This window comes from Acinetobacter sp. 742879 (assembly GCF_000588535.1).
Lineage (GTDB): Bacteria > Pseudomonadota > Gammaproteobacteria > Pseudomonadales > Moraxellaceae > Acinetobacter > Acinetobacter pittii.
This window is the reverse complement of sequence record NZ_JFYC01000039.1, coordinates 1-1,214: the sequence shown is the minus strand read 5'-3', so window position 1 is coordinate 1,214 and position 1,214 is coordinate 1. Positions and strand designations below refer to the sequence as shown.

Annotated in this window: 1 protein-coding gene; it reads left to right on the top strand. The window is 50.0% G+C overall.

What is annotated here, in order from left to right:
* Positions 1-1,214, top strand: a 1,214-nt coding sequence (locus J690_RS24650; protein WP_032038828.1) for an Ig-like domain-containing protein, incomplete at both ends; no start/stop codon positions are given.

The following is a 1,214-nucleotide window of genomic DNA, read 5'->3' as shown; positions in this document are numbered from 1 at the left end:
AGACAATATACTTCCAGTGTTGGCAGATGGCCCGCACACAGTGAATGTGACTGCAACAGATGTGGCAGGTAACGTTTCAACGCCGGTAACAGGCACAGTGATTGTTGATGCAACAGCACCAACCCTTGCAATCACGACAGATGACCTTGCACTTGCGGCAGGGGAAACAGCGAACATCAGCTTCACGTTCAGTGAGGCGGTGACTGGTTTCGATGCGAGTGACATTACGGTTGTAGGCGGAGCATTGACTGGTCTGACTACGACGGACAACATCACGTGGACAGCAGTGTTCACACCAGATGGTACAGGCACGGCACCAAGCATTACTGTGGCGGATAATAGTTACACAGACCTTGCAGGTAACCTGGGTACAGGTGATGTACTTGATGGTACCGACGGTTTTGTTGTAGATACTGTTGCACCAACGCTTGCGATTACAGCGGATGACCTTGCACTTGCAGCAGGTGAAACAGCGAACATCAGCTTCACGTTCAGTGAGGCGGTGACTGGTTTTGATGCAAATGACATCACTCTTATTGGCGGTACGTTGAGTGCATTGGTTACAACTGACAACATCACGTGGACAGCAGTGTTCACACCAGATGGTACAGGCACGGCACCAAGCATTACTGTGGCGGATAATAGTTACACAGACCTTGCAGGTAACCTGGGTACAGGTGATGTACTTGATGGTACCGACGGTTTTGTTGTAGACATTGTTCCACCAACGCTTGCGATTACAGCGGATGACCTTGCACTTGCAGCAGGTGAAACAGCGAACATCAGCTTCACGTTCAGTGAGGCGGTGACTGGTTTCGATGCGAGTGACATTACGGTTGTAGGCGGAGCATTGACTGGTCTGACTACGACGGACAACATCACGTGGACAGCAGTGTTCACACCAGATGGTACAGGCACAGCACCAAGCATTACTGTGGCAGATAATAGTTACACAGACCTTGCAGGTAACCTGGGTACAGGTGATGTACTTGATGGTACCGACGGTTTTGTTGTAGATACTGTTGCACCAACGCTTGCGATTACAGCGGATGACCTTGCACTTGCAGCAGGTGAAACAGCGAACATCAGCTTCACGTTCAGTGAGGCGGTGACTGGTTTTGATGCAAATGACATCACTCTTATTGGCGGTACGTTGAGTGCATTGGTTACAACTGACAACATCACGTGGACAGCAGTGTTCACACCAGATGGTA